The organism is Mycetocola manganoxydans (assembly GCF_003667545.1).
Lineage (GTDB): Bacteria > Actinomycetota > Actinomycetes > Actinomycetales > Microbacteriaceae > Mycetocola_A > Mycetocola_A manganoxydans.
This window is the reverse complement of record NZ_RCUV01000006.1, coordinates 1-23,959: the sequence shown is the minus strand read 5'-3', so window position 1 is coordinate 23,959 and position 23,959 is coordinate 1. Positions and strand designations below refer to the sequence as shown.

Annotated in this window: 25 protein-coding genes; 12 read left to right on the top strand and 13 right to left on the bottom strand. The window is 67.6% G+C overall.

All coding sequences use genetic code 11. The features are described from left to right. Positions 1 to 17 precede the first annotated feature (17 nt). The 3 genes from D9V29_RS05680 to D9V29_RS05670 are packed head-to-tail and all read right to left on the bottom strand — an operon-like array spanning position 18 to position 2,262. Positions 18 to 893, bottom strand: coding sequence for a 5-oxoprolinase subunit C family protein (locus D9V29_RS05680; protein WP_121672374.1), 876 nt, complete (start codon positions 891 to 893; stop codon positions 18 to 20). Continuing rightward, entirely contained in the window at positions 890 to 1,510 is a 621-nt protein-coding gene (locus tag D9V29_RS05675) for a 5-oxoprolinase subunit B family protein (RefSeq protein ID WP_121672373.1), read from the bottom strand. Before D9V29_RS05675 ends, D9V29_RS05680 begins: the two co-directional genes overlap by 4 nt. After that, positions 1,507 to 2,262: a LamB/YcsF family protein gene (locus tag D9V29_RS05670; protein ID WP_121672372.1), complete on the bottom strand. Its 756-nt coding sequence runs from the start codon at positions 2,260 to 2,262 to the stop codon at positions 1,507 to 1,509. Before D9V29_RS05670 ends, D9V29_RS05675 begins: the two co-directional genes overlap by 4 nt. A 34-nt stretch (positions 2,263 to 2,296) precedes the next feature. Here D9V29_RS05670 and D9V29_RS05665 point away from each other — a divergent pair, with 34 nt between their 5' ends. The 6 genes from D9V29_RS05665 to D9V29_RS05640 all read left to right on the top strand — a co-directional run bounded on the left by D9V29_RS05665 (position 2,297) and on the right by D9V29_RS05640 (position 6,717). Then, positions 2,297 to 3,172, top strand: coding sequence for a spermidine synthase (locus tag D9V29_RS05665; protein WP_121672371.1), 876 nt, complete (start codon positions 2,297 to 2,299; stop codon positions 3,170 to 3,172). A gap of 2 nt (positions 3,173 to 3,174) precedes the next feature. Further along, positions 3,175 to 4,332 carry a PQQ-dependent sugar dehydrogenase gene (locus D9V29_RS05660; RefSeq protein ID WP_121672370.1) on the top strand — a complete coding sequence of 386 codons (1,158 nt, stop codon included), beginning with the start codon at positions 3,175 to 3,177 and terminating at the stop codon, positions 4,330 to 4,332. A gap of 113 nt (positions 4,333 to 4,445) precedes the next feature. Continuing rightward, the gene (locus tag D9V29_RS05655) at positions 4,446 to 4,970 is read left to right on the top strand and encodes a hypothetical protein (protein ID WP_229790486.1); all 525 of its coding nucleotides are present in this window, start codon (positions 4,446 to 4,448) and stop codon (positions 4,968 to 4,970) included. Between the two features lie 45 nt (positions 4,971 to 5,015). Further along, positions 5,016 to 5,510 carry a SprT-like domain-containing protein gene (locus tag D9V29_RS05650; RefSeq protein ID WP_121672369.1) on the top strand — a complete coding sequence of 165 codons (495 nt, stop codon included), beginning with the start codon at positions 5,016 to 5,018 and terminating at the stop codon, positions 5,508 to 5,510. Next, a complete protein-coding gene (locus D9V29_RS05645) occupies positions 5,507 to 6,031 on the top strand; it encodes a DUF1697 domain-containing protein (protein WP_121672368.1) in 525 nt (174 codons plus the stop codon). Before D9V29_RS05650 ends, D9V29_RS05645 begins: the two co-directional genes overlap by 4 nt. A gap of 56 nt (positions 6,032 to 6,087) precedes the next feature. Continuing rightward, positions 6,088 to 6,717, top strand: coding sequence for a CGNR zinc finger domain-containing protein (locus D9V29_RS05640; RefSeq protein ID WP_121672367.1), 630 nt, complete (start codon positions 6,088 to 6,090; stop codon positions 6,715 to 6,717). On the opposite strand, the gene D9V29_RS05635 is transcribed toward D9V29_RS05640, so the two are convergent. The 3 genes from D9V29_RS05635 to D9V29_RS05625 are packed head-to-tail and all read right to left on the bottom strand — an operon-like array spanning position 6,707 to position 8,108. Then, on the bottom strand, positions 6,707 to 7,009 hold the full coding sequence (locus D9V29_RS05635) for a DUF427 domain-containing protein (RefSeq protein WP_121672366.1): 303 nt from the start codon (positions 7,007 to 7,009) through the stop codon (positions 6,707 to 6,709). The two genes, D9V29_RS05640 and D9V29_RS05635, sit on opposite strands and share 11 nt — an antisense overlap. Before the next feature lie 56 nt (positions 7,010 to 7,065). Then, entirely contained in the window at positions 7,066 to 7,602 is a 537-nt protein-coding gene (locus tag D9V29_RS05630; RefSeq protein ID WP_121672365.1) for a 2-phosphosulfolactate phosphatase, read from the bottom strand. 41 nt (positions 7,603 to 7,643) lie between these two features. Beyond that, a complete protein-coding gene (locus D9V29_RS05625; protein WP_121672364.1) occupies positions 7,644 to 8,108 on the bottom strand; it encodes an EVE domain-containing protein in 465 nt (154 codons plus the stop codon). 139 nt (positions 8,109 to 8,247) lie between these two features. Here D9V29_RS05625 and D9V29_RS05620 point away from each other — a divergent pair, with 139 nt between their 5' ends. Then, positions 8,248 to 8,766, top strand: a complete 519-nt coding sequence (locus tag D9V29_RS05620; RefSeq protein WP_121672363.1) for a hypothetical protein — start codon at positions 8,248 to 8,250, stop codon at positions 8,764 to 8,766. Positions 8,767 to 8,838: 72 nt separating this feature from the next. On the opposite strand, the gene D9V29_RS05615 is transcribed toward D9V29_RS05620, so the two are convergent. Together D9V29_RS05615 and D9V29_RS05610 are read right to left on the bottom strand one after the other, a co-directional pair. Next, positions 8,839 to 9,864, bottom strand: coding sequence for a 2-hydroxyacid dehydrogenase (locus D9V29_RS05615; RefSeq protein ID WP_121672362.1), 1,026 nt, complete (start codon positions 9,862 to 9,864; stop codon positions 8,839 to 8,841). Then, on the bottom strand, positions 9,861 to 10,970 hold the full coding sequence (locus tag D9V29_RS05610; protein ID WP_121672361.1) for an MFS transporter: 1,110 nt from the start codon (positions 10,968 to 10,970) through the stop codon (positions 9,861 to 9,863). The genes D9V29_RS05615 and D9V29_RS05610 overlap by 4 nt, the downstream gene beginning before the upstream one ends. Positions 10,971 to 11,250: 280 nt before the next feature. Here D9V29_RS05610 and D9V29_RS05605 point away from each other — a divergent pair, with 280 nt between their 5' ends. Beyond that, positions 11,251 to 12,867, top strand: a complete 1,617-nt coding sequence (locus D9V29_RS05605; protein WP_121672360.1) for a DEAD/DEAH box helicase — start codon at positions 11,251 to 11,253, stop codon at positions 12,865 to 12,867. A gap of 159 nt (positions 12,868 to 13,026) precedes the next feature. Beyond that, on the top strand, positions 13,027 to 13,545 hold the full coding sequence (locus tag D9V29_RS05600) for a GNAT family N-acetyltransferase (protein ID WP_121672359.1): 519 nt from the start codon (positions 13,027 to 13,029) through the stop codon (positions 13,543 to 13,545). A gap of 54 nt (positions 13,546 to 13,599) precedes the next feature. Here D9V29_RS05600 and D9V29_RS05595 read toward each other — a convergent pair whose 3' ends face one another. After that, positions 13,600 to 14,169, bottom strand: a complete 570-nt coding sequence (locus D9V29_RS05595) for an NUDIX hydrolase family protein (RefSeq protein WP_121672358.1) — start codon at positions 14,167 to 14,169, stop codon at positions 13,600 to 13,602. 97 nt (positions 14,170 to 14,266) lie between these two features. Here D9V29_RS05595 and D9V29_RS05590 point away from each other — a divergent pair, with 97 nt between their 5' ends. The 3 genes from D9V29_RS05590 to D9V29_RS05580 are packed head-to-tail and all read left to right on the top strand — an operon-like array spanning position 14,267 to position 20,366. After that, positions 14,267 to 14,908, top strand: coding sequence for an alpha/beta hydrolase (locus D9V29_RS05590; RefSeq protein WP_121672357.1), 642 nt, complete (start codon positions 14,267 to 14,269; stop codon positions 14,906 to 14,908). A gap of 57 nt (positions 14,909 to 14,965) precedes the next feature. Continuing rightward, positions 14,966 to 19,597 carry an ATP-dependent helicase gene (locus D9V29_RS05585; protein ID WP_121672356.1) on the top strand — a complete coding sequence of 1,544 codons (4,632 nt, stop codon included), beginning with the start codon at positions 14,966 to 14,968 and terminating at the stop codon, positions 19,595 to 19,597. Further along, positions 19,590 to 20,366, top strand: coding sequence for a DNA-formamidopyrimidine glycosylase family protein (locus D9V29_RS05580; RefSeq protein WP_121672355.1), 777 nt, complete (start codon positions 19,590 to 19,592; stop codon positions 20,364 to 20,366). Before D9V29_RS05585 ends, D9V29_RS05580 begins: the two co-directional genes overlap by 8 nt. 7 nt (positions 20,367 to 20,373) lie before the next feature. Here D9V29_RS05580 and D9V29_RS05575 read toward each other — a convergent pair whose 3' ends face one another. From D9V29_RS05575 to D9V29_RS05560, 4 genes are all read right to left on the bottom strand, one after another. Then, on the bottom strand, positions 20,374 to 20,874 hold the full coding sequence (locus tag D9V29_RS05575; protein ID WP_121672354.1) for an FBP domain-containing protein: 501 nt from the start codon (positions 20,872 to 20,874) through the stop codon (positions 20,374 to 20,376). A 63-nt stretch (positions 20,875 to 20,937) separates the two neighbouring features. After that, positions 20,938 to 22,317: an NAD(P)(+) transhydrogenase (Re/Si-specific) subunit beta gene (locus D9V29_RS05570; RefSeq protein ID WP_121672353.1), complete on the bottom strand. Its 1,380-nt coding sequence runs from the start codon at positions 22,315 to 22,317 to the stop codon at positions 20,938 to 20,940. Next, positions 22,314 to 22,619 carry an NAD(P) transhydrogenase subunit alpha part 2 gene (locus tag D9V29_RS05565; protein WP_121672352.1) on the bottom strand — a complete coding sequence of 102 codons (306 nt, stop codon included), beginning with the start codon at positions 22,617 to 22,619 and terminating at the stop codon, positions 22,314 to 22,316. Before D9V29_RS05565 ends, D9V29_RS05570 begins: the two co-directional genes overlap by 4 nt. After that, positions 22,619 to 23,770 carry an NAD(P) transhydrogenase subunit alpha gene (locus tag D9V29_RS05560; protein WP_121672351.1) on the bottom strand — a complete coding sequence of 384 codons (1,152 nt, stop codon included), beginning with the start codon at positions 23,768 to 23,770 and terminating at the stop codon, positions 22,619 to 22,621. Before D9V29_RS05560 ends, D9V29_RS05565 begins: the two co-directional genes overlap by 1 nt. Positions 23,771 to 23,959: the final 189 nt, after the last annotated feature.

Genomic DNA, 23,959 nt, shown 5'->3' with positions numbered 1-23,959 from the left:
AGTGGGCAACTCGCGGGTCAGAGCGGGCGCGCGTGCCGAAAACGCACGCGCTGGCCGGGGCGCAGTTGCGCGAACACGTCAAGGGCAGCGGATGCCACGGCTCCGATCACCGGATAACCACCGGTCGTCGGGTGGTCGGCAAGCAGCACCGTCGGCTGCCCCGACGGCGGCACCTGCAGCGCCCCGGCGACCATGCCCTCGCTCGGCAGCTCGCCTTCGCCGGCGGCGGAGCGTTCGAGCACCGGCCCCTCCAGTCGCGCACCGACCCGGTTCGACGCCGAACCGAGCGTCCAGGGTTCGGAGAACAGGAGGTCGAGTGACGCGGGCGTGAACCACGACTCCCGCGGCCCGGCGTGCAGCGGGACGGTCACGGTCTCAGGGTCCGGCGGGCTCCACGGCGCGACATCGAGGGCGGGGATCGCTCCCGTTCGCGGCGAGCCGATCGGCACTGTGTCGCCGTCCAGGAGCGGAGGCGGCCCGATTCCGGAGAGGATGTCGCGCGACCGCGAGCCGAGGACGGAAGGGACCGCAACGCCCCCGCTCACCGCGAGGTAGTACCGCAGCCCGAAGGTGGCGACTCCGATCTCGATCGGAGTTCCCGCGGCGGCGAAGACCGGATGGTTCGGGTCGATTGCCCGGTTCCCGAGCGTCACGGGACCCCACGCCCCGGTCCCCGCGATCCAGACGTCACGGTCGACGACCCCGGAGAAACCACCCACGGTGATCTCGAGCGCGGCGGCACCCTCGTCGTTCCCGACGAGCCGGTTGCCGAGGCGAAGCGCCCCACGATCAAGCGCGCCAGAGCCACTGACGCCGAGCGCAGCCAGACCCGGCCGGCCGAGGTCCTGCACCGTCGTCAGGGGGCCGGCGCGCAGCACGGCCAAGGCGGTCATGATGCTTCCCGGAAGCACACGACCCTGCCGGGGGTGAGGAGAGCGGGAGGTGAGGCATCCGCATTCCAGAGCGGAGCATCCGTTCGCCCGATCAGCTGCCAGCCACCGGGCGACGACCGCGGGTACACGCCCGTGTACTCCCCCGCGAGGCCGACGGCACCGGCGGGAACGCTCGTCCGCGGGCTCGACCGCCTGGGAACGGCAAGGCGGGTGGAGTCGGTCACGAGATAGCCGAACCCCGGTGCGAAGCCGACGAAGGCAACCCGCCAGACGGATGCCGTGTGCAGGTCGACGACCTCCCGTTCGGTGAGGGAGAGAAGGGAGGCGACCTCGCCAAGGTCCTCCCCCGAATACTCCACGTCGAGGACGAGGGCATCGCCGGCGTCGCCGAGCGCGCCCGGGCGCACCGGCGGCGTCGAACGGATCCACCCCGCGACCCGATCCCCCGCGAGGATCGACGGGTCAAAGGTGACGAGCACCGTGCGCGCCGCAGGCACGAGGTCGATCACACCGTCGGGCGGCGAGGCGGCGAGCGCGGCGTGCAGGGCGAGAACCGCCTCGAGATCGGCGCAATCGACGATCACCGCGCGATCGCCGACGGCCCGCAGCGTAGTCATACCGCCGCCAACACGTCGATGCCGGCTGCGGCGAGCGCCCGCCGGACCTCCGTCGCCATCGCAACGGACCCCGGGGTGTCGCCGTGCACGCACAGCGAGTCGACCTCGAGCCGCAGCATCGTGCCGTCGAGCGCTCGCACCGTACCTTCCGTCACCATCCGCACAGCACGATCCGCGACCTCGTCGACGCTGTGCAGAACGGCACCCGGCCACTTCCGCGGCGCGAGGGATCCATTGTGCTGGTACGCCCGGTCGACGAACGCCTCCCGCAGGAACGGAAGCCCATGCTTCGCGGCGGCCGCCTCCACCCGCGACCCGGCAAGGCCCATGAGGGGAAGACCGGGCGAGAACCGTGCGACGGCACTCGCGACGGCATCCGCTTTTCGATCGTCGTGGACGATGCGGTTGTAGAGGGCACCGTGCGGTTTCACGTAACGGATGCCGGCGCCCGCCTTCTCCGCGATGCTCGCGAGGGCAGTGAGCTGCTCGACCACGTCGTCAGCGAGAACGGCCGGCAACACCTCGAGGTCGGACCGCCCGAAGTGGGCGCGGTCACGGTAGGAGACGTGGGCACCGACGCTCACACCGTGCTGCACGGCGAGGAGGCAGGACGCGAGCATCGAGTCGGCGTCGCCTGCGTGGAATCCGCAGGCGACGTTCGCACTCGAGATGAGGGGAAAAAGGGCCGCGTCGTCGGCGGTCGGACGGCCGTCCACCGTCTCGCCGAGATCGCAGTTGAGATCGACGCGCATACGCTCAGGCTACCGCCGAAGGTAGGCTCGACGCATGGCAACGCGAGAGACAGACAACCCCCGGATCCGTCTCGCGTCGAGCGGCCAGGTGGCGGTCATCGAAGCGGACAAGTGGGTGCAGGGGAGCTTTCAGCTCGTTGTCGACGGGACACCACAGTCGCACGTCAATGTCGATGACCCGACGAGCCTGTTCTTCGAATACATCCAGCGGATCGGCCACGTCATCGATGAGGTCCGTGCGCCGGGCGAACCGATCACCGCCGTGCACCTCGGCGCAGGTGCTCTCACCCTCCCCCGTTACATCGATGCCACTCGCCCGGGAAGCCGGCAGCAGGTCGTCGAACTGGAGAAGGACCTCATCGACTTCGTTCGCGAGCACCTTCCGTGGTCCAAGCGTGCAGCGATCCGGGTCCGCTACGGCGACGCCCGCGAAGTACTCGGCCGGTTCCCCGCCGGGCTCGCCGGTAGCGTCGACCTCGTCGTCGTCGACATCTTCTCCGGCGCCCGAACGCCCGCCCACGTCACGAGTGTCGAGTTCTACCGGCAGGCGGCAGCCCTGCTCGCACCGGACGGCATCCTCGTCGTCAACATCGCCGACGGCCCCGGTCTCGCGTTCGCCCGCGGCCAGGCAGCAACCGTGCAGGACGTGCTCGGCCATGCCGCCGTGCTCGCCGAGGCCCAGATCCTCAAGGGCAGGCGCTTCGGGAACGTCGTGCTGATCGGCTCACCCTCCGAGCTGCCCATGCACTTCATTCCGCGATTGCTCGCCGGCGGCCCCCATCCGGCCAAGGCCGTGACCGGGAAGGAGCTGCGTCAGTTCGTCGCCGGCGCAGCGGTCGTCACCGATGACACCGCGGTGCCCTCACCGACCCCAGCCCAAACCATCTTCCAGCTCCGATCAGGGAAGTAGTGATGTCGAGGCGCATCCCGGTACTCGTGGCTCTCACCGCCGTTCTGCTCCTGGCCGGCTGCACCGCGTCAGCCCCGTTGCCGAGCGAACGACCGGCGGGGCCTGACACTCCAGCGCCCGCACCGTCGGGAGCGCCACCGGTGTACCCGACCGGGGAGACGACCGTTCTCGCGACGGGCCTCGAGGCTCCATGGTCGATCCTCCCCCTCGGCGACAGCACGCTGCTCAGCTACCGCGACACCGGCCAGATCATGGAGCTCACCCCCGCAGACGAACTCCGTGAGGCCACCGTCGTGCCGGGCGTCGACGCCGGAGGCGAGGGTGGGCTGCTCGGACTCGCCGCACGCGCCGAGGGTGAGCAGCACTGGATCTATGCCTACTTCACGGCGAGCGACGACAACCGGGTCGTGCGGATGCCGCTCGGCGGCTCCCCGGGGAGCCTCACCCTGGGCACACCCCAGGTCGTTCTCGACGGGCTCGCGAAAGCGGGCAACCACAACGGGGGCCGGATCGCGTTCGGGCCGGATGGGATGCTCTACGTCACCGTCGGCGACGCGAGCGACGCCGATTCCGCGCAGGACCCGGGCTCTCTCAACGGGAAGATCCTCCGCGTCACGGCGACCGGGGATGTTCCGCAGGACAATCCCGTCGACGGCTCCGCCGTGTTCTCGCTGGGGCACCGCAATCCGCAGGGCCTCGCCTGGGACGCAGACGGGCGACTCTGGGCGAGTGAGTTCGGCCAGAACACCTGGGATGAGCTGAACCTCATCGAGCCGGGCGGGAACTACGGCTGGCCGGTCGTCGAGGGACAGGCAGGCAACGCCGACTTCGTGGATCCCGCCTACCAGTGGTCGACGAGCGAGGCGAGCCCGAGCGGCCTCACGATGGTGAACAACACCCTGTTCATGGCCGCCCTGCGCGGCGAGCGCCTGTGGGGGATTCTCGACGGCATCCATGTTCCGGAGGGCAGCCACGGCCTCGAAGGTGTCGTCTCGGCATCCGCTTATTTCGAGGGTGAATTCGGTCGGATCCGCGACGTGGCTCCCGGGCCGGACGGCACCCTGTGGCTGATCACGAACAACACAGACGGTCGCGGGTCTGCCGGCCCGGATGACGACCGGCTCATCCAGGTCGAACTCGCTCCCCTCGTCGAAGGCTGAGATTTCGATTCGCGAAAGACGACAGGCGCGCGCGGCTGACTCGCCTTGCCCGGAGCGCGGGTTAAAGTCGAGGAGAGCCCGGGTTCGAATCACCTTCCGGGCTCCCGACATCGTTGGAGTACACCCTGAGCATCATCCTTGGCTATGACGCCGGAACCCTGCGCGAGAAAGTCGACCTCAAGGCTGTTGGGGATCGGCTCTCTGAGCTGGGCGACATGCGCAGCCTGAGCGCCCTCTGCGAGAAGGCGTGGCTGCTCAAGGTCGCCGGCCAGCTCGACGAAGCCCTCGACGTGGCCAACCAGTGCGTGCGGCTCGCCCGGTTCACCGGCGACCGCAAGGGACTCATGCAGCCCCGGATGCTTCGTGCCCAGGTTCTGCAATTCCGGGGCGCATATGACGAAGCCCTGCACGAGCTCTCGTCCCTCGCCAACGAAGCCCACACCCACGAGTGGACCCTGCTCGAAGCTCTCGCACTGCAGCACCGCGGCCGGGTGTACTTCGACCAGGGCGAGTATGGTCCAGCGCTCGCCGACTTCCGTACCGCTGTCCGGCTCCGGACCGATCTCGGCGCGACAGACGAGCAGCTCGAATCCGCCCTCATCGCGGTCGCCGTCACGGAGTCGTTCGTCGGCCGCTGAGCGCGGTTCCGGGCGAATGTCGGGGGCACGCGCTAGCGTATTGCCATGTCCGATCTGGTTCGAGTCCGGTTGTGGGCCGACTCACTGATTAAGTTGCACCTCGATCCTTCCGTGTGGTCGTTCGGGTTCGACAACGCGAAGCGGCGTGCCGGGCTGTGCAATTTCACGACCAAACGGATCACGGTGTCGCGGTACCTTGCATCCCGCTTCGACGACGACGAGATCCACCAGATTCTTCTGCACGAGGTCGCCCACGCCCTCGCCGGCCCCCGCGCAGGCCACGGCCAGGCGTGGAAGCGCATCGCCGCCGACCTCGGTTACGAGGGTTCCCGGGTGCACCACGGCGAGACGGCAGACGAACTCGCCCCCTGGGTCGGGTCCTGCCCGAACGGCCACACGCTGTACCGGTATCGCCAACCCAAGAACCACACCTCATGCGGCGTGTGCTCGCGCCGTTTCGACCCCCGATTCGCGCTCTCCTGGGAGCACCGCGTCATCACCCCGGCGATGCGGCAGCGGGCGGCAGCACGAGCCTCATGAGTTCCACGAACCTCAGCATCGCGCTCCTCCGCGGCGTCAACGTGGGAGGAGTGACGGTGAAGTCGCAGGCCCTCGCCGACGTGTTCCGCGGGCTCGGCTTCTCCGACGTCAAAACGGTGCTCGCGAGCGGCAACGTGCTCTTTTCCGGGTCCGGCAGCCGCACCGAGCAGACGACGGCGATCGAGAAGGCGCTCTCGGCAGAGTTCGGCTATACCGCCCGCGTGATCCTCACCGACCAGGCCGCGGTGCGACAGATCGTCGAGGCCTATCCTTTCGACGAGATCGACGACCGGCAACCGTACGTCGTCTTCGTATCGGAACCGGGTGACATCCGTTCACTCGCCGATCAAGCCGTTGACCTCGACGAGAGCATCGAGCGCGTGCGGGCCGGTGACGGCGTCCTCTACTGGGAGGTGAAGAAGGGGCTGTCGACCGACAGCACGTTCTCGAAGCGCACGGCGAAGTCGACACCGGTGCTCACGACCACCCGGAATCTGCGCACACTGCGCAAACTGCTCTGAACGGGTGACCTCCGGGCGTCACTGGCCTTCGCGCCCGAACACATACAGTTGAAGGCATGAGTGACGTGACCGGGTGGAGCCCTGCAACCGGCCAGGAATTCGTCTCGGTCGAAGGAACTCGCTGGTGGTTCGACTCCGGCTCGCTCGCGCTCGACTTCGCCTGGACAGGACCCGTCGGCGGCGAAATCCCCTCGGGGCATTCCGGCGACACGCTCCGCGACGCCGCAGGGCTGACCGAGTGGCTCGGCGCCCGTCATCCGAGCACACCGGCAACCGACCGGGACCTTGCGGACGCCATCACCCTCCGCACTGCGATCGGCAATCTTTCGCTCGCAGCGTTGACCGGCACGCCAGGCGATGGCCGCGACGTCGACCTGCTCAACCTGTATGCGGCGACCCCGGACATCCCGCCCCGGCTCGCCGGCGGCAGCCTGCAGGCGGGTCGCACCGAACCGCGGGCAGCGCAGGCCCTGTCGACGATCGCCCGGGATGCTGTCGCCCTGTTCTCGGGGACGAGCGGCGGCCGCATCCGCGGCTGTGACGCCGAGGACTGCAATCTCATCTACCTCGATACGTCGCGCGCAGCCAACCGCCGCTGGTGCTCGATGCAGCGTTGCGGCAACCGGCACAAGGTGCGCTCGCACCGGGCGCGGGCGAGCCGCGACGACGGCGCCGCTAATCCGTGATGGTCACCGACCGGTCGAACGCGACGTAACCGGAGAAGTCCTTGCCGACCCGGTCGAATGCGGTGGGGTACGGCGTCGGATAGCTCCAGGCCAGGTCCTTCTGGGGTTCTCCGCCGGTCGTCACCGTGAAGTACTGCGCCTCGCCCTTCCACGGGCAGGTGTAGGGAGTCGGGCTCTCGGTGAACAGTTCACTGGAGAGGCTCGACGGCGGGAAGTACCAGTTGCCCTCGATCTTGATGAGATCGCTCTCGGGCGCTTCCGCGAGAACCGTGTCGTGATGTGTGGCTTTCATGGCTGCAGCATACGCGCGCAATCCTCGAGTGCCCACAGAATCCGATCGCGGACGAGTCAGTCGCGGAGAACGGCCACCTCGGTGGTGGAGTCCACTCGAGCGGCTGCGACGACGCGGTCCCGGTCGCCTGCCGCGATCAGCGCCTGACCGTCGACGGATGCCGTGAACAGGTGCCCGACTGCGTTCCGCAGGCTGTCGAATGCCGCACACGCGACCGCGGCTTCCGGTGACGTGAAGTCGATGCCACGGACGACGAGCGCGTCGATGACGGCGCCGGCGGCTAGGGAATCGGCAGCACCTGTCCCTCCGGCGACGACGGCGATAGAGACCCGGCGGCCCAGGCGTACCTGGTGCTCGAGAGCCCACGCGGCGACGGCGCTCCGGTTGGTGAGGTTGGCTGCAACAACGGTGGCTGCCGGCGTGTCGAGGGCGGCGCTGGCATCGGCGAGCGCGAGCGCATCCACCCAGATCAGCAGGTCCACGTCGGCGACCCGGTCGAGCCCGGCAACGCCGGCGTCGAAGCGGACCTGGTACTTCGACTGGGCGGCCGGCGTGGCGACGGGTGGGGCTGACGGGGCAGTGCTGTTCGACATGGTTCCAGCGTAACGAGGGCTCGTTCGCGTTCCCTGTCGTGTTACAGCCAGTGACGTTCCTCCGGGTACCGGCGGTCGTCGGGAGAGGGGCGACGCATGGCATCCCGAACGATCTCGAAATCATGCCGCGAGAGCTCGATGAGGCCACCGCGCAACTGGTAGCCCCAGTTCGGCGCGTTGCGCGTGAAATCGAGAGCACCCAGTAGCGGCCGGATCGGCGCGGGTTCGGCGGACAGGTCCCAGTCGACCTTGCGCCGCCACGGCCGGCGGTCGAGCGACAGCGCCTGGTACAGCTCATTGCTCGCGATCCGGCCGATCGCGGTGAAGTGTTTGAGCGGTTCGCCGTCGGGGTATTCGGTCTTCGGCGAATAGTAGACCAGCCCATCGGACTCGCCCATCGAGTCGAGCCCCGCACGTGATCCATGGTTGACCTGCGCGATCCCCTGGTCGACGGCGCTGCGCACATGGTCGCGTGAGGCCACCGCCAGCCAGAATCGAATCGCCATGCTCCCTGTCTAGCGCACCCGGTGTTCCGAACGTCGCAGGAGTCGGCCCACTGCTGAAATCCGATGCTGTTTGCGGGGAGTTCGGTCCGAATTCCCGCATTTCGGCACACCGCCCTGTTTCGCGCGGAAGACTGGGAGCATGCGCGTGCAACTCAAGATGATCCTCGACTGCGATCCGTTCGATGCCTGGCGAGCGCTCCGCTCCCCCGCCGTGCTGCGCGAGCTCTACTCGCCGCTGCTCGAGCTCGACCCCGGTGGACCGGTGCCGACACTGTGGGAGCCGGGCAGCATGGACGTCACCGTGCGCGGCGCGGGCGTCGTCCCGGTGGGGCGGCAGCGCATCGACCTCGACTTCGACCTGACCCGGATGCCGGGGGTGCGGATCCTCGTCGACTCCGGTCGCCCGCTCTCCGGTCCGCTCAGCCTGCTCGACAACTGGAAACACCAGATGGCCGTCGCTCCGGCGCCGGGGAACCCGGCACGCACCCTGTACCGTGACCGGCTCGACTTCGGGGGCCCGGCTGCCGCCGCCCTGTGGATGCCGATGTGGACGATGTGGCAGTGGCGCGGCGTCCGTCTGAAGGAGATGGCACCGAACTGGGGCTTCGACCCTCGACCGCCGGCCGACAAGGTCGACGCCGGCGCCGACGTCCTCTAACCACAACACCAGGAGAACGCACAACGCCCGCCCCGCGACATACACGGGACGGGCGTTGACGGCGAAGGAGCCTCAGCCAGCAGCGACCTTGCGGCGCCAGGCCTCGGTCTCGAACACCTCGGGGTTGAGAACCGAGTCCGGCATTGCCCCTTCGGCGATCGCGACGATGGCATCAAGCGCCGCCGTCGACGTGAACTGATCGGTCCAGCCGAGAGCGTGCGGGCTCAGCAGCACGTTGTCGAGCCCGAGGATCGGGTCGTCCGCCAGCAACGGTTCGGGGTCGAACACGTCGAGCCCGGCTCCAGCGATCTCCCCGGTGAGCAGGGCATCACGGAGAGCATCGGTGTCGACGAGCTTTCCCCGCCCAACGTTGACGAGAAAAGCGGATGCCTTCATCTTCGCGAGCGCGGACGCATCGATCATGCCCGTCGTCTCCGGGGTGAGGGCCGCGGTGAGCAGCACGACGTCCGAACGCTCCAGCAGCTCGTCGAGCGACACGAGGTCGACCCCGAGCCGGTCGGCCGCTTCGCTCGTGCCGCTGCGGTTGGTGCCGAGAATCGTCATGTCGAAGTTCTGCATCAGCAGAGCGACATCCGCTCCGACGCTGCCGAAGCCGACGATACCGAGCGTCCGCCCCTCGAGGCCGACACCCCGGAAGTGTTCCCGGTCTTCCCAACGCGACTCGCGCACCATCCGGTCCTTGGGAACAACATTGTGCAGAAGGCCGAGAATCATCGTGACTGCAGCCGTCGACAACGTCCGCTTGATCGCGGTCGGCGTGTTGGTCACGACGACACCGGCCCGGGTGCACGCGTCAAGATCGACGGTTTCGAAACCCGCTCCGAAGCGTGCAATGTGCCGCAGCCGCGGAGTGCGGTCCACCGTCTCGGCGTCGAAGTGCGTGTGCCCCATCACGAGCACGGCGTCGACGTCGTCGAAGTACGCGGGCGGGAGCACCGGGGCGTCACCGGGAAGCACAGACCAGTCGATTCCCCGCTTCGTCAGACGGTCGAAGCCGAGATCACCGTGAACGGACGACCCGTCTGGCCGAACGACATCCGCCGTCACGGCAACCAGGTAGCCGGTGGCCGCGCTCACGCGGTGACCGTCTTCGACGCGGTGATCGGCTTGCGGACGAGCACGGTGTACGCCACAGCTGCGAGCGACGCGATGATGCCACCGATGACGAACGATGGCGTGTACGAACCAGTCGCGTCATAGAGAACACCGGTGAGCAGCGGGGCGAACGCTCCGCCGAAGTAACCACCGAAGTTCTGGATGGCTCCGACGGATGCGATCTGGCTGCGCGGAACGATGTCGCCGGGCATCGCCCAGGCGGCCGCCTGCATGGTCGCCACGAAACCGAGTGCGAGCGTCATGACGCCGAGAGCAAGCGGAAGCGTCGGGAGGAACGGGATGAGAACAACGAGGATGCCGGCCACGATCGCGGCACCAGACATGAAGTAGCGCTTCGCCGTGAGGGCGTCGCGACCCGACCGCTTGGTGTAGCGGGTCATCAGCCAGCCGCCGGTGATACCGAGGATGGCGGCGCCGACGTATGGGATGGCCGCGAGGATGCCGGTGCCGGCGATGGTCACGCCGTGTGCGTCCTGCAGGTAGAGGGGCATGAAGACGATGAAGATGTTCCAGATCCAGATGACACAGAAGAATCCGGCCATCATTCCCCACACCTGGCGGTGCTTGAACAGGCCGATCCAGGACGCCTTCGTGGTGCCGGCCTCTTCGATGTCACGCTCGGACTTGATGTGAGCGAACTCTTCTTCAGACACCCGACGGTGCTCTTCCGGCATCCGGTAGAACATGTAGAACGCGACGGCGAGGACGATTCCGATGACACCGAGGAAGACGAAGATCGACTGCCAACCGAACGTGATCAGGAAGAAGGTGAGCACGGGAGGCGCGACCGCAGGGCCCCACTTGGATCCGCTGTCCCAGATCGCCGTTGCCTGGCCGCGCTCCGAGCGCGGGAACCAGTCTGCGGTGAGCTTGGCAGATGCAGGACCGTTCGGGGACTCCATCAGGCCGAGGAGGGCACGGAAAGTGACGAAGTGCCACAGCTTGGTGCCGAACGCCATGAGCGCGGTCGCGATGCTCCAGCCGGCGATCGCGATGAAGTACATCTTGCGGGCGCCGAGCTTGTCGACGAGGAACCCGGCGGGCAGCTGCGAGAACGCGTAGGTCATCGCTTACTCCTTTGTAAAACGGGCGGTGCACGGGTTCGAATGCTGTCACGAAGCCGTCGATCGTCGATCCTCTATGAGACACGATTCAAAAGGCGAATGCCGAAGACAACGGGGTTCAGGGGATGCCGTTGGTGCCGCGTTTCGCCGCGCAGACGAGCGCTGTCAGGCAGCGCGGAGACTTGTGGGCTAGGCTGGGGGTACTTGCGGGCCCATCATTGTGCCCCTTGCGTCGTAGAACGCTTCCTCTCTCCCCGGCATATCCGATAAGGATTTCGGGTCGATGACTCTTCATACGGCGAACGGATGTGGCCTTTGCCACCTTCGCCACTCTCTCCCGCTCCAGCGATTTCGCCTGTCGAGATCCGTACGGGATGCTGATGCCCCGAAAGGCACCACTTTGTCAGAAACACTCCCAGAAACCACGTTCGCCGATCTCGGCGTTCCCGCCGCCCTCGTCTCGGCCCTCGCCGCAGACGGTAAAACGCTCGCCTTCCCGATCCAGGTCGACACTCTCCCGGACACCCTCGGCGGACGTGACGTGCTCGGCCGCGGCAAGACGGGCTCGGGCAAGACGCTCGCGTTCAGCATTCCGATGGCTGCCCGCCTCGGGGGCAAGCTCGCCGGCGGAAAGCGCCGCCCGGGTCGCCCGCTCGGCCTGGTCCTCGCTCCGACTCGTGAACTCGCCACGCAGATCTCCGCTGTGCTCACACCGCTCGCGGCTGCATACGGCCTCAACACCACGACCATCTTCGGTGGCGTCAACCAGACCCGCCAGGTCACCGCACTGAAGGCAGGCGTCGACATCGTCGTTGCCTGCCCTGGTCGTCTCGAGGACCTCATGAAGCAGGGCTTCGTCAACCTCGACGCCGTCGAGATCACCGTGCTCGACGAGGCCGACCACATGGCCGACCTCGGGTTCCTCCCCGTCGTCACCCGCATCCTGGACAAGACGCCGTCCAACGGACAGCGTCTCCTCTTCTCGGCAACCCTCGACAACGGTGTGGACAAGCTCGTTAAGCGCTTCCTTCACAACGAGGTCCTGCACTCCGTCGACGAGGCCACGAGCCACGTCTCGGCCATGACCCACCACGTGTTCGAGGTCAACGGCCCCGACTCCAAGAAGCAGCTCATCGAGGCCCTCGCGTCAGGAACCGGCCGCCGGATCCTCTTCATGCGCACCAAGCACCACGCGAAGAAGCTCGCCAAGCAGCTCACCGACTCGGGCATCCCGTCCGTCGACCTGCACGGCAACCTGTCCCAGCCGCAGCGTGACCGCAACCTCGCCGCGTTCAGCGACGGCTCGGCTCGCGTTCTGGTGGCAACGGATGTCGCGGCTCGCGGCGTGCACGTCGACGACGTCGAACTCGTCATCCACGTCGACCCGCCCATGGAGCACAAGGCGTACCTGCACCGCTCGGGCCGTACGGCACGCGCCGGCAGCGCCGGTGACGTCGTAACCATCTGCCTCCCGACCCAGAAGAAGGACCTCGCCGTTCTTCTCCGCAAGGCCGAGATCAAGGTGACCCCGGTCTCCGTCACAGCGACGTCTCCCGAAGTCACCGCTCTCATCGGCGAGGTCGCCGCATACGTCAAGCCGGTCCCCCGCGTTGTGCAGGCTCAGGGTGGCGGACGCTCACAGGGCGCCAACGCCCAGCGCAAGCGTGCAGCCCGCGACGGCCAGGGCGGTGGACGGACCCGTTCGAGTTCCGGATCGCGGAACTACTCGACCTCGACCGCAGGCTCCTCAACCCGTCACCACGAGGGTGCACCCTCCGGCCGTCCCGCACAGGGACGCCCCGTTCAGGGACGCCCCGAGCGCTCGGCTCGTCCGGCCACGTCCGGCGGCGCTTCAACGGGCGGACAGCGGACCAACCGCCGCGTCTCCACCGGACGCTAGACACCCCTCGGAAACAGCCACCGGTTCGCGCCGGCTCATCTTCGGATGCGCCGGCCGGGCGGTGGCTTTTTTCGCGCGGTCGCGCGGTTTCGCGCGCAGGTGTCAAGGGGCAGTTCCGCCGATTTCACACCCCGCCACACCCGGGGGTATGGTCACGGTATGGACACCGATGTTGCAGCTCCCTCCGTTTCAGAGATCATTGTTCGCCCCGTGCGCGATGTTGACGCAGAGTCGCTCGGCCGCGTTCACGCGCAGTGCTGGCACGAAAGCTACGACGAGCTCATCTCGAAGGCCGCACTGGAGCGGCTCTCCCCGCGCCGGATGGCTGAGCTCTGGACACACTGGATGAACCAGGGCCCCGCGTACCGCCAGTTCGCTGCTGTCAGGGATGGCGAGATCGTCGGCTTCTCCGGTTCCGGCCCCGCCCGCGACGCCGATGCGCCGCGCGATCGCGAGTTGTACTTCATCAACATGCTGGCCGAGTTCCGCAGCACGGGTACCGGCCAGAAGCTCTTCGACGCCGCCATCGATAAGGACGAGCCCGCCTACCTGTGGGTGTCATCGGCGAACGGCCGCGCCCGTCACTTCTACGAAAAGAACGGGTTCGTTGCTGACGGCGCCGAGCACACAGAGCCGTTCCTCGGTGAAGAGATCCACGAAGTCCGCTACGTTCGCTAGCGTTCGACGAACGATCGGAGAAGGCGGATGCACCGGCATCCGCCTTCTTCGTCGTTAACGCAACCGGCCGACCGAGGCGAGGGCGAGGCGCAGAAGCGTTCCCCGCCCGCCCTCCATCTCTGCACTGAGAGCATCCGACTGGGCCTCTTCGGGCGACATCCACGTGATCTCGAGGGCATCCTGCCGCGGATCGCACGTTCCGGTCACGGGGACGACGTAGGCGAGCGCGACGGCGTGCTGGCGGTCGTCCGTGTAGGCGGAGATGCCGGGCATCGGGAAGTACTCGGCGACGTGGAACGGAGTCGGAGACGCCGGCAGCAGCGGGAAGGCCATCGGACCGAGGTCCTTCTCGAGGTGCCGGAACAGCGCGTCGCGCAGCGTTTCGCCGTACATCACCCGACCCGAGACGAGGGTGCGGGTCATCTGACCCGTCGCTGTCGCCCGCAGCAGGATGCCCACTTCGGTGACGACGCCGAGTCCATCCACGCGCACCGGGACCGCTTCGACGTACAGGAGCGGAAGCCGCCTCCGCACTTCTTCCAGCTCGATGTCGCTCAGCCAGCCGGGGGTGGGGTCTGGTGTCGGGTCCTGCGGCTGGTCGGGGTCTGGGGTGCGAACGCTCATGCTCCATTCTTACCCGGTTCCCTGACACCGGTCACGGCGGACACCCGGTTTGGCGTCGGTAGGCTGGTCGCTGGCCGGAAACCAGGGAGACGGATACATGATCACGCACACCATCGATGAGGATGCCGTCCTGTGGTCGGCATCAGGCGATGACCGTGAGGGGCGATCGCTGCTGATTGTTCTGCATGGCTATGGATCGAATGAAGCCGATCTGTTCCAGCTCGCGCCGTTCCTGCCTCTCGAGCCGGTCATCGCCGCGCTCCGCGCTCCGCTGGTCGCGCCGTTCCCGATCGACGGCTGGTCCTGGTATCCGATCGACCAGCCCGGCCACCCGGAAGAGACTGGACTTGCCGCGTCGACCGCGGCAGTGCTCAGCTGGCTCGACAGCCTTCCGTACACGCCGGACTCCGTCGGCCTGCTCGGGTTCTCGCAGGGAGGCGCGATGTCGATCGAGCTGTTGCGTGCCGCTCCCGAGCGGTTCTCGTTCGCGGTGAACCTCTCCGGCTACAGCGCGATCAACTCCCATCCAGGCGACGAAGCTCTCGCCGAGCGCCGCCCGCCGGTGTTCTGGGGCCGCGGAACCCTCGACGACGTCATCCCCGCACGGGCGATCGCACACACCACCGAGTGGCTGCCCGCCCACTCCCGACTCGTCGGCCGGGTGTACGAGGGGCTCAGCCACGCGATCTCCCAGCAGGAGCTCGCCGATGTGCGCGCGTTCATCGAACGCCAGCTCTAGCACCGGCAGCATCCGCTACCCCTGATCGATGTCGGTGGCGTGCGGCAGGATGGGAACGTGAGCGACGTTCTCGAGCGGTTCTCCCCCGCGACCCGCGATTGGTTCCAGGGTGCGTTCGCCGCGCCGACCGACGCCCAGACCGGGGCGTGGGATGCCATCTCCCGCGGCTCACACGCGCTCGTCGTCGCTCCGACCGGGTCCGGCAAGACGCTCTCGGCCTTTCTCTGGTCGATTGATCGGCTCATCGCCGAACCGCGGCCGGAGGAGACGGGCACTCGCGTGCTCTACATCTCCCCGCTCAAGGCGCTCGGCGTCGACGTCGAGCGAAATCTCCGGGCACCCCTTGTCGGCATCACGCAAACAGCTCTCCGTCACGGGTCCAGCGTCCCCAACGTCACCGTCGGCGTCCGTTCCGGCGACACCCCCGCCGCCGACCGGCGGAATCTCGCCAAGAATCCGCCAGACATCCTCATCACGACCCCCGAGTCACTGTTCCTCATGCTCACCTCAGCGGCACGCGAGACCCTGCGGTCTGTGGAGACGGTGATCATCGACGAGGTCCACGCCGTCGCAGCAACCAAGCGCGGCGCCCACCTGGCGCTGTCGCTGGAACGGCTCGACGCGCTGCTCGAGAAACCGGCACAACGAATCGGGCTCTCCGCCACCGTTCGACCACGCGAGGAGGTCGCCCGGTTCCTCGGCGGTACCGCCCCCGTCGAGATCGTCGCCCCTCCGGCATCGAAGCGGTTCGATCTGCGCGTCGTCGTTCCCGTCGACGACATGACCGACCTCGCATCGGCCGCCCAGCCCCGCGAAGGATCGGCAGCCGGCGCTGTCGTCGAAGACGGTGAACGGGCCGGCTCGATCTGGCCCCACGTCGAGGAGGCGATCGTCGACCGGATCCTCGAACACCGCTCCACGATCGTGTTCAGCAACTCCCGGCGACTCGCCGAACGCCTCACCGCGCGGTTCAACGAAATCTACGACGAGCGCATGGCCGAGCAGCAGCCGGCCGACGACCTCATCTCGGTGGGCGGCGGTGCATCGAGCAGCCCGCGGCCGCCGGCGGCCCTTCTCGGCGCAAGCGGTCAGACGGCCGCGCGCGACGACTCAGCCCCGCAACTCGCCCGAGCCCACCACGGATCGGTGTCGAAAGAGCAGAGGGCATTCATCGAGGACGACCTCAAGTCCGGTCGGCTCCGCTGCGTCGTTGCGACCTCGAGCCTCGAACTCGGCATCGACATGGGCGAGGTCGACCTCGTCGTGCAGGTCGAGTCGCCTCCCTCCGTCGCGAGCGGGCTCCAACGAGTCGGCCGGGCGGGCCACCAGGTCGGCGAGATCTCCCGTGGAGTCCTGTTTCCCAAGCACCGGGCCGACCTCGTCAATTCGGCCGTGGCATCCGAACGCATGGTGTCCGGGCAGATCGAATCCCTCGCCGTTCCCACGAACCCGCTCGACATCCTCGCGCAGCAGACTGTCGCGGCGACCGCGCTCGAACCCATCGACGTCGAGGTCTGGTTCGAACAGGTTCAACGCAGTGCTCCGTTCACCCGGCTCCCGCGCTCGGCTTTCGAGGCGACCCTCGACCTGCTCGCCGGCCGTTACCCGAGCGACGAGTTCGCCGAACTCCGTCCCCGCATCGTGTGGGATCGCGACGCAGGCACCCTCACCGGCCGACCCGGTGCTCAGCGACTCGCGGTGACGAGCGGCGGAACGATCCCCGATCGCGGCCTTTTCGCCGTATACATGGCGTCTGGCGATGCGTCAGGGGCCGGCTCCCGAGTCGGTGAACTCGACGAGGAGATGGTTTACGAGTCGCGCGTCGGCGACGTCTTCGCCCTCGGGGCGACGAGCTGGAAGATCCAGGAGATCACACACGACCGCGTCATCGTGACGCCCGCGTACGGTCAACCCGGACGACTGCCGTTCTGGAAGGGCGACGGACTCGGCCGCCCCGCCGAGCTCGGCGAAGCGGTCGGAGCGTTCAGGCGAGACATCGACACCGCGACAACGACGGATGCCGCCGACCGGCTCACCAGGGCCGGCCTCGATTCCCGCGCCGCAACCAACCTTCTCGCGTACCTGACCGAGCAGCGCACCGCGACCGGGCACATCCCGAGCGACAAGGTGCTCGTCGTCGAACGCTCGCGTGACGAACTCGGAGACTGGCGGGTCATCCTTCATTCCCCGTACGGCATGCAGGTGCATGCGCCATGGGCCCTCGCCGTCGGCGCGCGCGTGCAGGAGCGGTTCGGCATCGATGGAGCGTCGATTGCGAGCGACGACGGAATCATCGTGCGGATTCCCGACACGGAGCTCGAGCCACCGGGCGCCGAACTGTTCGTCTTCGACGCCGACGAACTCGAAGCCGTCGTCACCGAGCAGGTCGGTGGGTCCGCGTTGTTTGCTTCACGGTTCAGGGAGTGCGCCGCTCGCGCGCTCCTCCTGCCCAACTACTCGCCCGGCAAACGTGCCCCGCTCTGGCAACAGCGCCAGCGGTCGGCGCAGCTGCTCGACGTCGCCCGCAAATATCCTGCGTTCCCGATCATCCTCGAGACGGTCCGTGAATGCCTGCAGGATGCCTACGATCTTCCCGCCCTCCTCGGCATCGCGAAGAAGCTCGCGAGTCGCGGCATCCGCATCGTTGAAACCACGACGGATACGCCGTCGCCGTTCGCCAAGTCGCTCCTCTTCGGGTATGTCGGGGCGTTCATGTACGAGGGCGACAGCCCGATCGCCGAACGCAAGGCTGCCGCGCTCACGATCGACTCCGCTCTGCTCGCCGAGCTGCTCGGCCAGGTCGAGCTGCGGGAACTGCTCGACCCCGGTGTCATCACCCAGACCGAGAGCGAGCTGCAGCGCCTTGCGGAATCCCGCAAGGCCCGCGGCGTCGAAGGGGTCGCCGACCTGTTGCGGATGCTCGGTCCGCTCACGCTCGAAGAGACGGCCGAGCGGCTCGAGTCGGAGCATCCGCTCGAGGACGCCACGGTGCACCTCGCCGAACTGGTACGCACGAAACGCGTCCTCAACGTGGCTTTTGCGGGCCGCGACTGGTGGGCGGCGATCGAAGACGCCTCCCGTCTGCGTGACGCGCTCGGGGTTCCGCTGCCGATCGGCGTTCCCGACGCATTCATCGAGCCCGTCGCCGACCCGCTTGGCGACCTCATCGCGCGGTACGCCCGCACCCATGGGCCGTTCACGACGCAGGAGGCAGCCGACCGGTTCGGGCTGGGCAGCGCCATTGCTCAGCACACTCTGGTTCGCCTCGCCGATGCCCGCCGGGTGATGCGCGGCGAGTTCCTCGCCACCGGCCGCGAGTCGATCGGCGACAACACCGAGTGGTGTGACTCCGAAGTTCTCCGCCGCCTCCGGGTCCGCTCCCTCGCGGCTCTCCGGCACGAAGTCGAACCGGTGGAGCAACATGCCTTCGCACGGTTCCTGCCGAGCTGGCAGAACGTGGGCAGCCGTTTGCGAGGGGTCGACGGTGTGGCATCCGTCATCGACCAGCTCGCCGGAGTCCACATTCCGGCATCGGCGTGGGAGTCGCTGATTCTCCCGCAGCGAGTCCACGACTATTCACCCGCGATGCTCGACGAGCTCACGGCGACCGGAGAGGTCCTCTGGTCCGGCGCAGGATCGCTGCCGGGCAACGACGGCTGGGTCGCGATGCATCTCGCTGAGACCGCGCACCTCACCCTTCCGCTCGTGCCCGAGCACCAGCCAGACGAACTGCAGCGCGAGGTTCTCCTCGCCCTCGGTGGCGGAGGCGCGTTCTTCTTCCCGCAACTCGCCGAAGCGACCGGCGCTGCCGACGACGCATCGCTCGTCTCCGCCCTCTGGGAACTGGTGTGGGCAGGCCTCATCACCAACGACACCCTCGCTCCGTTGCGAACGCTCACCGGTCACGGCGGCGGAGCGCACCGGACCCAGCGCGCTGCACCCCGGTCGCGGATGTACCGCGGACGTCCGCTCAGCCGCCCCAGCATGAAGACACGAGTCGCTCCCGCCCTCGGCGGACGCTGGTCGATCCTCCCCCTCGCCGAACAGGATGCCACGGTGCGCACCGCGGCGACGGCCGAAACCCTGCTCGAACGCTACGGCGTCGTGACCCGCGGCTCGGTGATGAGCGAGGGCGTTCCGGGCGGCTTCGCCCTCACCTATCGTGTGCTGAGCACGTTCGAAGACACCGGCAGGGCCCGGCGCGGGTACTTCATCGACGGACTTGGCGCCGCCCAGTTCGCAACCGCGGGCACGATCGACCGGTTGCGGTCCTTCGCGCGCAGTGACGGCAACGACGTCCCTGACGCAGCAGACAGGGTCGTTGTGAGCCTCGCCGCCACCGACCCGGCCAACCCCTACGGCGCCGCACTGGGCTGGCCGGCGGTCGACAGCCCGGGCACGAAGCACCGCCCCGGCCGCAAAGCGGGAAGCCTCGTCACGCTCGTCGACGGCGCGCTCATCCTCTACGTCGAGCGCGGAGGAAAGACGCTGCTCGCGTTCACCGATGATGAGGCTGTTCTCGGGGTTGCCGCGGCATCCCTCGCCGGCCTGGTCCGCCAGGGCCGGGTCGACAAACTCGCCGTCGAGAAGGTGAACGGCGGCTTCGTGCTCGGCACGCCAGCGGGCGCTGCTCTCCGCGAAGCGGGGTTCACCGAAACTCCGCGCGGGCTGAGGATGCGGCATGCCTGAGGGCGATACGGTCTGGCGAGCTGCCCGCCATCTCAACGAGGTGCTCGCCGGTGCCGTCGTCACGACCTGGGATATCCGGGTCCCTGCGTTCGCCACGAGTGATCTCACCGGAGAGCGAATCGACGGAGTCGTCAGCCGCGGCAAGCACCTCCTTCACCGCGTCGGGGACTTCAGCCTCCACAGTCATCTCAAGATGGAGGGTTCGTGGCACCTCTACCAGCCGGGTTCGCGCTGGAAACGTCCGGCGTTCCAGGCCCGAGCGCTCGTGGGTTCTGCCGAGTGGCTCAGCGTCGGGTTCGACCTGGGAGTCGTCGAGCTCATCGCCCGTGAGGAAGAACACACCGTCGTCGGTCATCTGGGACCCGATCTGCTCGGCGAGGACTGGGACGCTGCCGAAGCTCTCACCCGGCTCAAAGCTGCACCGGAGCGTCCAGCGGCCGTCGCCCTCCTCGACCAGCGGAACCTTGCCGGGCTCGGGAATGTCTACGCCAACGAAATCTGTTTCGTCCGTGGGATCCTTCCGACCCATCCGATCGGTGAGACGGATGCCTCAGCGCTCGTTGCACTGTCGGCTCGCCTCATCCTCGCCAATCGCGACAGGACCGAGCGCACGACGACGGGAGATACCCGGCCAGGACGACGCACCTGGGTGTACGGACGAGCAGGACAACCGTGCCGTCGATGCGGCACCCGCATCCGGACAGGCGAGCTTGGCCCGACCGACCTGCAGGAGCGGGTCACCTATTGGTGCCCACGCTGCCAGACCTGATCCGGCGCTATCTGGGGCGCTGAACGTCGGCCACGAAGCGATCGAGGCGCTCGAGCAACTGCGTCCTGCTGCCGCGCAGGATCGTCGAAGCCGTCGTCGGGATCGGTGCTGCTATCGGCTGCGCCCGCACGTGGGCCGAGCAGGTCAGCTCGGCGCAGATGTAGGTCCCAACGGTGCTGCCGTTGCGTCCGGCGACCCCGGCAAGCGGCGCGGTGAACAACGCGACCTCGCCAGACGGCTGAGAGGTGTGGCAGAAACTGCACATGTGGATCTGCGGTCGACGAGACGTCCGGCGGTCGGCACGGCGGAGCACGATGCCCACCGGCCGGTTACCGCGCCAGTACACGAGGGAGAAACGCCCCGGCGTGTTCGGATCGCCCCAGCCGAAATAGTCGAGTTCGTCCCACGGGGCGAACGCGAGTCCTGACGGCACGAACAGGGCGGATGCTTCCTGGCGGGAACAGTTCACCATCGCTTCCCGGATCTGCGCCTCCGTCAGTTGTTCCATATCGCCTCCCTCGTACGAACGGTTTCCCAGCCTAGAGACGGATGCCGCCTCCTTCAACTCCCGTCAGACGCCCGCTTTCACAGCGGTCAGCAGTTCCGACAGGGTTGCCTTCGCGTCTCCGAGCGCGATCGACACCTTCGGATCGAAGAACAGCTCGTTCTCGATTCCCGCGAACCCGGGCTTGAGACTGCGTTTGAGGAAGATGACCTGCTGAGCTTCGGCGACGTGGAGGATGGGCATCCCGTAGATCGGCGAACCCGGCGACGACTGCGCCGCCGGGTTGACGACGTCGTTGGCTCCGATGACGAGCACCAGGTCGGTGGACTTGAACTGTCCGTTCACGACATCCATCTCCACGAGCGACTCGTACGGCACGTTCGCCTCGGCGAGCAAGACGTTCATGTGGCCGGGCATCCGGCCGGCGACGGGGTGGATCCCGAAGACGACGTCGGCACCTCTCGCCGTGAGGATCTCGGCGAGCTCGGCTGCGGCGTGGTGAGCCTGGGCGACCGCGAGACCGTAGCCGGGCACGATCACGATTCTGCTGGAGTACTCGAGGAGGATCGCGACGTCCGCAGCGCTCACGGTGCGCACCGGACGATCGGGGCCACCGGCATCCACCCCACCGGATGACGTGGAACGGAAGGCGCCGAACACGATGCCGGGAACGCTGCGGCCCATTGCGGTAGCCATCGACACCGTGAGGATGGTTCCGCTGGCACCGACGAGTGTGCCGGCGATGAGCAGGAGAACATTGGAGAGCACCAGCCCGGAGCCCGCGACGGCGAGCCCGGTGAAGGCGTTCAGCAGGGAGATGACGATCGGGACGTCGGCACCGCCGATCGGAAGCACGAACAGAACCCCGACGACGAGCCCGAGGGCCAGCAGGACGATCGCGTAGAGCATGCTTCCCGTGAGGACCATCGCGACGGCGGATGCCACGGCACCCGCAACGAGGACGGCAAGGAGAACGCCGAGCCCGGGGAACATCACCGCCCGCGATGTGATGATGCCCTGGAGCTTGCCGAAGGTGACGAATGACCCGGTCAGCGACAGTCCGCCGATGAACACCGTGAACGCGATGACCGAACGTGCCCATCCGTCCGGTCCGTGGGTGAACTCGACGACGGCGACGAGCGCAGCTGCGCCACCACCCACCCCGTTGAACGCGGCCACCAGCTGCGGCATTTGCGTCATCTGGACCCGCCGGGCAGCGGGGACGGCGACGAGAATGCCGACGAGAACCGCGCCGGCGATCCATGCCGCGTTGGCGATGTCGTGGCCGAGCACATAGACGGCGATCGCCACGATCGCGCCGGCGGCACCAAGCCGGTTCGCCCGCCGGGCGCGCCGCGGCGAGCTGAGACCCTTGAGCGCGAGGATGAAGAGCACGGCTGCAATGAGGTAGCCGGCGAGAACCGCTGACTCGTCGAGGAGCTTCATGAGGCGTCGTCCTTGCGGGCACGACGGGGTTTGGCTGCAAACATCACAAGCATGCGGTCCGTGACCACGAAGCCTCCGACGATGTTGATGGTCGCGAGTACCACCGCGAGAAGGGAGACCGCGAGGATGAGGGGGTCGTCCGCTTGCCCTGCAACCATGATGGCGCCGAGAAGAATGATGCCGTGGATGGCATTCGCCTCGGACATGAGCGGCGTGTGCAGCGTACTCGAGACCTTGGAGACCACCTCGAAGCCGAGGAAGACCGCGAGAACGGTGATCGTCACGAGCCCGAAGAGATCCATCAGCTGCTCACCTCCTCCGCGAGCAGGTCGGCCAGGCGGGGATGGACGATGGCTCCTCCCCGAGTGAGGCACGAACCGCTCACGAGTTCATCGCTGAAGTCGGGATCGATGGAGCCGTTGACCGTGAGCACCGCGACAAAGTTCGCGACGTTCATCGCGAGAAGTTTGGAAGCGTCGACCGCGAGTTCGGAGTGGACGTCCCGGATCCCGATCACTGTGACCGTCCCGCCGTCCACAGCGAACGGCACCCGCTCGCCTGGGACGGATGCCTCGACGTTGCCCCCGGATTCGGCGGCGAGATCCACGACGACCGAGCCCGCTCGCATCCCCGTCATCATCGCCGACGTGATCAACCGGGGGGCGGCACGTCCGGGGACCGCCGCCGTTGTGATGATGATGTCGGCTGCTTCCACATGCGGCGTCAGGAGTTCCCGCTGCCGTTGGGACCGCTCCTCACCGAGCTCCCTCGCATACCCGCCGCCGGCGTCCGCCGACTCAAGGTCGAGGGTGAGAAACGTTCCTCCAACCGAACGGACCTCCTCGGCCGATGACGACCGAACGTCGTAGGCGCTGACGACACCTCCGAGCCGTTTCGCGGTGGCGATCGCCTGCAGCCCGGCGACACCGGCGCCGAGCACGAGGACCCGGGCGGGGGCGAGCGTTCCTGCGGCCGTCATGGTCATCGGGAACATGCGCTCGAAGGCGTCCGCCGCGATCAGCGCACACCTGTAGCCGGCAATGAGGGCCTGCGACGACAACACGTCCATCGACTGGGCGCGGGAGATCCGGGGCAGGAGGTCCAGGGCGAATGCGGTGACTCCTGTGACGGCGGATGCCTTCACCACGTCCGGGTGCTGGAACGGGTCGGCGGTGCCGACGGTGAGTACGCCCCCCGGCAGGGCGCGAACCTCCTCCACCGACAACGGCCGGACATGGACAAACACGTCGCCGGCTGTCAGAGCAGATCGAGCTTCGACGTCGGCCCCCGCAGCCAGGTAACTGGCGTCGGGAATGCCGGCGTGGCGACCGGCACCCGTCTCGACCCGGACCTCGAGGCCGGATCCTCGCAGCTTCCTGACGCTTTCGGGCGTGGCGGCGACGCGCTTTTCGCCGGGTGCTCTCTCGGCACGGATGACAACCCTGCTGGCCACGGAACTCCTTCGTTCGTGAGCGTTGGTGTCTCCGAGAGTAGCCGTTCCTCGCCCGCACGTGAAGAATCGCACGTTAACGCAGAAAAGCCACCCCGAAGGGTGGCTTTTCTGGTTTTACTAAGTTAAGTCCGGCGGTGTCCTACTCTCCCACAGGGTCCCCCCTGCAGTACCATCGGCGCAAAGAGTCTT

Bases quoted from the DNA above. Each gene is read 5' to 3' on its own strand.
- D9V29_RS05680 (WP_121672374.1), bottom strand. From the start codon at position 893: ATGACCGCCTTGGCCGTGCTGCGCGCCGGCCCCCTGACGACGGTGCAG.
- D9V29_RS05675 (WP_121672373.1), bottom strand. From the start codon at position 1,510: ATGACTACGCTGCGGGCCGTCGGCGATCGCGCGGTGATCGTCGATTGC.
- D9V29_RS05670 (WP_121672372.1), bottom strand. From the start codon at position 2,262: ATGCGCGTCGATCTCAACTGCGATCTCGGCGAGACGGTGGACGGCCGT.
- D9V29_RS05665 (WP_121672371.1), top strand. From the start codon at position 2,297: ATGGCAACGCGAGAGACAGACAACCCCCGGATCCGTCTCGCGTCGAGC.
- D9V29_RS05660 (WP_121672370.1), top strand. From the start codon at position 3,175: ATGTCGAGGCGCATCCCGGTACTCGTGGCTCTCACCGCCGTTCTGCTC.
- D9V29_RS05650 (WP_121672369.1), top strand. From the start codon at position 5,016: ATGTCCGATCTGGTTCGAGTCCGGTTGTGGGCCGACTCACTGATTAAG.
- D9V29_RS05645 (WP_121672368.1), top strand. From the start codon at position 5,507: ATGAGTTCCACGAACCTCAGCATCGCGCTCCTCCGCGGCGTCAACGTG.
- D9V29_RS05640 (WP_121672367.1), top strand. From the start codon at position 6,088: ATGAGTGACGTGACCGGGTGGAGCCCTGCAACCGGCCAGGAATTCGTC.
- D9V29_RS05635 (WP_121672366.1), bottom strand. From the start codon at position 7,009: ATGAAAGCCACACATCACGACACGGTTCTCGCGGAAGCGCCCGAGAGC.
- D9V29_RS05630 (WP_121672365.1), bottom strand. From the start codon at position 7,602: ATGTCGAACAGCACTGCCCCGTCAGCCCCACCCGTCGCCACGCCGGCC.
- D9V29_RS05625 (WP_121672364.1), bottom strand. From the start codon at position 8,108: ATGGCGATTCGATTCTGGCTGGCGGTGGCCTCACGCGACCATGTGCGC.
- D9V29_RS05620 (WP_121672363.1), top strand. From the start codon at position 8,248: ATGCGCGTGCAACTCAAGATGATCCTCGACTGCGATCCGTTCGATGCC.
- D9V29_RS05610 (WP_121672361.1), bottom strand. From the start codon at position 10,970: ATGACCTACGCGTTCTCGCAGCTGCCCGCCGGGTTCCTCGTCGACAAG.
- D9V29_RS05605 (WP_121672360.1), top strand. From the start codon at position 11,251: ATGACTCTTCATACGGCGAACGGATGTGGCCTTTGCCACCTTCGCCAC.
- D9V29_RS05600 (WP_121672359.1), top strand. From the start codon at position 13,027: ATGGACACCGATGTTGCAGCTCCCTCCGTTTCAGAGATCATTGTTCGC.
- D9V29_RS05595 (WP_121672358.1), bottom strand. From the start codon at position 14,169: ATGAGCGTTCGCACCCCAGACCCCGACCAGCCGCAGGACCCGACACCA.
- D9V29_RS05590 (WP_121672357.1), top strand. From the start codon at position 14,267: ATGATCACGCACACCATCGATGAGGATGCCGTCCTGTGGTCGGCATCA.
- D9V29_RS05580 (WP_121672355.1), top strand. From the start codon at position 19,590: ATGCCTGAGGGCGATACGGTCTGGCGAGCTGCCCGCCATCTCAACGAG.
- D9V29_RS05575 (WP_121672354.1), bottom strand. From the start codon at position 20,874: ATGGAACAACTGACGGAGGCGCAGATCCGGGAAGCGATGGTGAACTGT.
- D9V29_RS05570 (WP_121672353.1), bottom strand. From the start codon at position 22,317: ATGAAGCTCCTCGACGAGTCAGCGGTTCTCGCCGGCTACCTCATTGCA.
- D9V29_RS05565 (WP_121672352.1), bottom strand. From the start codon at position 22,619: ATGGATCTCTTCGGGCTCGTGACGATCACCGTTCTCGCGGTCTTCCTC.